This window comes from Bradyrhizobium sp. (assembly GCF_017881085.1).
Taxonomy (GTDB): Bacteria; Pseudomonadota; Alphaproteobacteria; order Rhizobiales; family Xanthobacteraceae; genus Bradyrhizobium.
In genome coordinates, this window is record NZ_JADGRI010000422.1 from 1 (window position 1) to 3,735 (window position 3,735).

Annotated in this window: 3 protein-coding genes and 2 pseudogenes; 4 read left to right on the forward strand and 1 reads right to left on the reverse strand. The window is 61.2% G+C overall.

Annotation, left to right across the window (positions count from 1 at the left end):
- A pseudogene (locus tag QZ213_RS25870) lies at positions 1-217 on the forward strand (IS701 family transposase); the annotation flags it as partial.
- Between the two features lie 58 nt (positions 218-275).
- On the opposite strand, the gene QZ213_RS25875 reads toward QZ213_RS25870, so the two are convergent.
- The gene (locus QZ213_RS25875) at positions 276-1,340 is read right to left on the reverse strand and encodes an IS630 family transposase (RefSeq protein WP_291688904.1); all 1,065 of its coding nucleotides are present in this window, start codon (positions 1,338-1,340) and stop codon (positions 276-278) included.
- A 92-nt stretch (positions 1,341-1,432) separates the two neighbouring features.
- Here QZ213_RS25875 and QZ213_RS25880 point away from each other — a divergent pair, with 92 nt between their 5' ends.
- The 3 genes and pseudogenes from QZ213_RS25880 to QZ213_RS25890 form a co-directional block, all read left to right on the forward strand.
- The gene (locus QZ213_RS25880; protein ID WP_291688905.1) at positions 1,433-2,140 is read left to right on the forward strand and encodes a TetR/AcrR family transcriptional regulator; all 708 of its coding nucleotides are present in this window, start codon (positions 1,433-1,435) and stop codon (positions 2,138-2,140) included.
- Positions 2,141-2,245: 105 nt separating this feature from the next.
- Positions 2,246-2,722 (forward strand): DUF2852 domain-containing protein, encoded by a 477-nt coding sequence (locus tag QZ213_RS25885; protein ID WP_291688906.1) that lies wholly within the window; start codon positions 2,246-2,248, stop codon positions 2,720-2,722.
- Positions 2,723-3,282: 560 nt separating this feature from the next.
- Positions 3,283-3,735 (forward strand): annotated as a pseudogene (locus tag QZ213_RS25890) (protein TolQ); the annotation flags it as partial.

The following is a 3,735-nucleotide window of genomic DNA, read 5'->3' on the forward strand; positions in this document are numbered from 1 at the left end:
GCTCGACCACTTCGAAGGTAGATCCTGGACGGGATTACATCGACACGCGTTGATGACGATGATCGCCTACGCCTTCCTCCAATCCCGCCGCCTCAAAGCGGCGGGACGGAAAAAAAAGAATCTCAGGACCGCCACCACAACCAAGTATGCCGGCTATCCGGCAAGCGATCCTCGACGTCTTCGCACGACCTCCACCCCGGCGATGTCCTCACTGTGACATGCTCCTTGCAGATAGCGGGAAGCCTAAAGTGCCAAAGTAGTGCTAGTACCCGGAATCATAGCTGAGTGATACGGCGGCCTTTGAAGCGACGTTGACGGACCTTTTTCTTGGTCCAGACGAAGGGCTTGGCCTTGTCGTTATAAGCTTTGATATAGGCATCGATGTGCAGCTCGAGCTGTTTGAGGCTTGTGAAGGAGGCGCCGCTGAGCGACTGCCCCTGCAGGATCGAGAACCAGACCTCGACCTGATTGAGCCAGGACGCACTTGTCGGCGTGAAATGAAATTGCACATTGGGATGGGCCTTGAGCCAATCCTCGTTCTTTTTGTGGGTGTTGAGGTTGTCGAGGATGACGTGAAGCTTGCGGTTCGGAAACGCCGCAGTGACGCTGTTCATGAAGTCGAGAAATTCGATGCGGCGACGCCGCTTTGAATGCGCTGCGATGATCTTCCCGGTGGCGACTTCGAGCGCCGCAAACAACGTTGTCGTGCCATGCCGCTTGTAGTCGTGGCTCTGGCCGGTCAAGGCGCGGCCATTGGGCAACTTCAGATAGCCCTGCGCTCGCTCCAGAGCCTGGATCGAGGGCTTCTCGTCCACGCACAGCACAATGGCCTTCTCGGGCGGGGCGACATAGAGGCCAACGACATCGGCGGTTTTGGCCGTGAAGCTCGGGTCGTTGCTCTCACACCAGGACTTGCGAGCCACGAGGTCAATCTTGCTGTTGCGCAGGAACCGCCAGACATATTGGACGTCGACATCGCCCAGCGCCTCGGCCAGCAGAGGCCCGGTCCAGCGTGCGAACCCCTCCGGCGGCGGCTTGTCCAGCAGCTTCAAAATCCGCTTGTCGGTCGCCTTCGTGTAGATCGGCTGCTTGCCGGGCCGCGGCTTGTCTTGCAGGCCTTCAAGGCCATGGTCGGCATAGCGGTGCCGCCAAAGGCTGACAATCCGCGGCTGGACCCCAACTTCCTTGGCGATCGACCGCGTACTACGCCCGGCCGCCGCCAACAGAACGATCCGCGCCCGCTTCAAATCGCGCTGCATTGTCATCGGCGAGCGACAACAGGCCTCAAGCACCTTGCGATCTTTCTTCGAAAGGTGGACTTCTCTTGCTTCGGGTATCATCCCGATGTTGAATCACGACTCACGCTCTATGAAAAGTGGGTACTAGGGGCCGCTAGTGACCTTTTGCGCCGGCTCATGTAAAAGCCTTTCACATGAGCTGGCGCAAGGAACAGAGCCGCGCCGAGCGCGGCTACCACCACGGCAATCTAAAAGAGGCGCTGCTGCAGGCGGCGCTCCGCCTGATTGCGGAGAAGGGCCCGGCCGGCTTCACCTTCGCCGACGCCGCGCGTTCGGCCGGTGTCAGCCCGGCAGCACCCTACCGGCATTTTCGCGACCGTGACGAACTGCTTTCCAGCATCGCGCAGCGCGGTTTCGAGCAGTTCGAGGCGGTCTTGACCGCGGCCTGGGACGACGGGCGGCCGGACACCGTCACGGCGTTCGAGCGGGTCGGCAAGGCCTATCTTGCCTTCGCGCGGCAGGAGCCGGCGTTCTATTCGGCGATGTTCGAATCAGGGCTTCCTGTCGACCTAAATCCAGCATTGCTGGCGGCGAGCGAGCGCGCTTTCGGCATCATCCGGGCTGCGGCGGAACGGCTCGCCGCACTGGCGCCGCCCGGCACGCCGCGGCCGCCGGCGTTGATGATGGCGCTGCACATCTGGTCGATGTCGCATGGCGTGGCGTCGCTGTTTGCGCGAGGCGATGCGGCACGGCGCAAGCTGCCGATGTCGGCGGAAGATCTCCTGGAAGCGGAAGTGCTGATTTATCTGCGCGGTCTCGGTTTCCCGACCGAACGCCGGCCCTCTGGCCAGAAGGACCAGCCGGATCCAAAGCCGGCGGGCCCGTGGGGCAGCCCAAAATAAATTCAGGGCAACCGCCTGCGTCCTGCTTGACAAAAACTCGGCATGGTTTACCTATGTAAATGTTATTTACATTCACAACGGCGTGATGCCGTCATGGAGAGGGAAATGGCCTACACCGCAGATGTCCATCGATGGCGCGGCCCAGTCGACGAGCCCTACCGCCCGCAAATGCGCATACACCCCGGCATGGTCATCGCGACCATTCTCGGCTTCCTGTTCTGGTGGCCGGTCGGACTTGCCTTCCTCTTTTTCACACTCAGGAGCACGAAAATGGGTTGCTGGAGTCACCAGGATCGCTGGCAGAATAAAATGGAGCGGATGCAGTACAAGATGGAGCGGATGCGCAATCATATGGAGCGCCGCGGCTTCAACTTCGGCGGCTTCGGTTCGCCCTCGAGCGGCAACCGCGCGTTCGACGAATACCGCGTGGAAACGCTGAAGCGCCTCGAAGAGGAGCAGACCGAATTCAAGGATTTCCTCGATCGGCTGCGTCACGCCAAGGACAAGGAAGAGTTCGACCAGTTCATGGCGCAGCACCGCCCGCGTCCGGCCCCGCCCACCGACGGCCATCCGCAGGGTTAAATCCGGGTAAATCTTTAAGGCTGACGCCTCAGGCGTAGTGCACCCCATCAAACCTGACGGCGTCACCACCGCCCGTTTGCGAAAGCAGACGGGCGGCTTGCTTTGGCGGGCATTTGCGCCTGAGGCGTAGGACTGGCGCGGTTCCGGGACGGTCGTATATTTGGCAAAGCGCCGGCACAATTCAGTGCGCTGGATCGGCGGATGAACATGGTCGCGGGTGGAAGTTCATGAGCGCCGGCAAAAATGCCATCGATGCCGGGTCGTGAAGAACGCTGGCACAGAGCCCCCACCCAGTTACCGTCAGGCGCCATCGCCGAAATCCACGTCGGTAACCTCGCCTTAACCATGATTAGCGTCTGGTTAGGGGCGTAAAGACGCGCTGATAGCCCTCGTTTTGACACGTTGGCAGGGGATGCAGGCCTCGGCTTCGGACGGGCCTCCCATGCGACACAAAACAAGGCTCTCGCGCTGGCGCTTGCTGCGCCGGGTGCGCGGCTATGGAACCGGCAGCCATTTGCTCCCGGACGATATGGGACACTTGCGTTGAGAGGATACCGCTCATGAATCCGGCCGACGTGGCTCAGTCAGCCTTGCCACTGGCGTCCAGCGACGTATCGCTGATTGCACTGTTTCTGCAGGCTGCATGGATCGTCAAGGTCGTCATGCTGGGGCTGCTGGCGTGTTCGGTCTGGGTCTGGGCGATCGCGATCGACAAGATCTTCCTATATGCCCGCACCAAGCGGGCCATGGATCGTTTCGAGCAGGCGTTCTGGTCCGGGCAGTCGATCGAGGAACTTTATCGCGCGCTGTCGGCCAAGCCGACGCAATCGATGGCGGCGTGTTTCGTCGCGGCGATGCGCGAATGGAAACGGTCGTTCGAAAGCCAGGCGCGATCCTTCGCCGGGCTTCAGATGCGGATCGAGAAGGTGATGAACGTCTCAATCTCCCGCGAAATCGAGCGGCTGGAACGCCGGCTGCTGGTGCTGGCGACGGTCGGCTCGGCGGGCCCGTTT